The organism is Winogradskyella psychrotolerans RS-3 (assembly GCF_000427335.1).
GTDB classification, from domain to species: domain Bacteria; phylum Bacteroidota; class Bacteroidia; order Flavobacteriales; family Flavobacteriaceae; genus Winogradskyella; species Winogradskyella psychrotolerans.
In genome coordinates this window covers 1-604 of the sequence record NZ_ATMR01000209.1, presented here as the reverse complement: position 1 = coordinate 604, position 604 = coordinate 1, and the positions used below count along the sequence as shown (strand labels likewise).

General features: G+C 38.1%; 1 protein-coding gene. It reads right to left on the bottom strand.

The genetic code is table 11. The features are described from left to right. Positions 1 to 88 precede the first annotated feature (88 nt). Positions 89 to 547: a TonB-dependent receptor gene (locus tag ADIWIN_RS18800; RefSeq protein WP_020895398.1), complete on the bottom strand. Its 459-nt coding sequence runs from the start codon at positions 545 to 547 to the stop codon at positions 89 to 91. Between the last annotated feature and the right edge of the window lie 57 nt (positions 548 to 604).

Sequence of the window (604 nt, the reverse complement as noted above, 5' to 3'; positions counted from 1 at the left end):
AGGAGTAGTCTCCAGTATATTATCATCACATGCTGCAGTAATTATTACTAACAACAAAGAAGTTGAATTGAATTTTTCATACGCTTAATTAGAAAGTTATTGTTGTACCAATGGTCCAGCTTCTGGATTGAGGATATTGTGCATAATCTACATTTAACTGTAGGTTCCCGTCTGTATATCCAAGTTCAGGATCCATTCCCGAATAACCCGTAAGGACAAATACATTTTGTCCGGTCACGTAAAACCTTGCTTTTGAAACACCCAATCTGCTGGTAAGAGCTGCAGGTAAAGTGTAACCCAATACTACATTTTTAAGTCTTAGGAAATCTCCCTTTTCCAAAAACAAGTCAGAAGTTCTATGGTTAAGGTTATCTCTTTTAGTAGTCATTCTTGGGATTTCATTGCTCGTCCCTTCACCATTCCATCGGTTGATGGTTTCCGCATACATGTTAAATGGATAAGTGGGATCTATGCCTTGCATTCTATCGGCATTGTAAATGTCAAATCCCGCATTCCCCAAAAGACAGGCTAAAATCAAAATTCCCATATCCCAATTGAGTGTTTAAGCCGTAGACAACCTTTGGATGTGGATTACCTATGATTT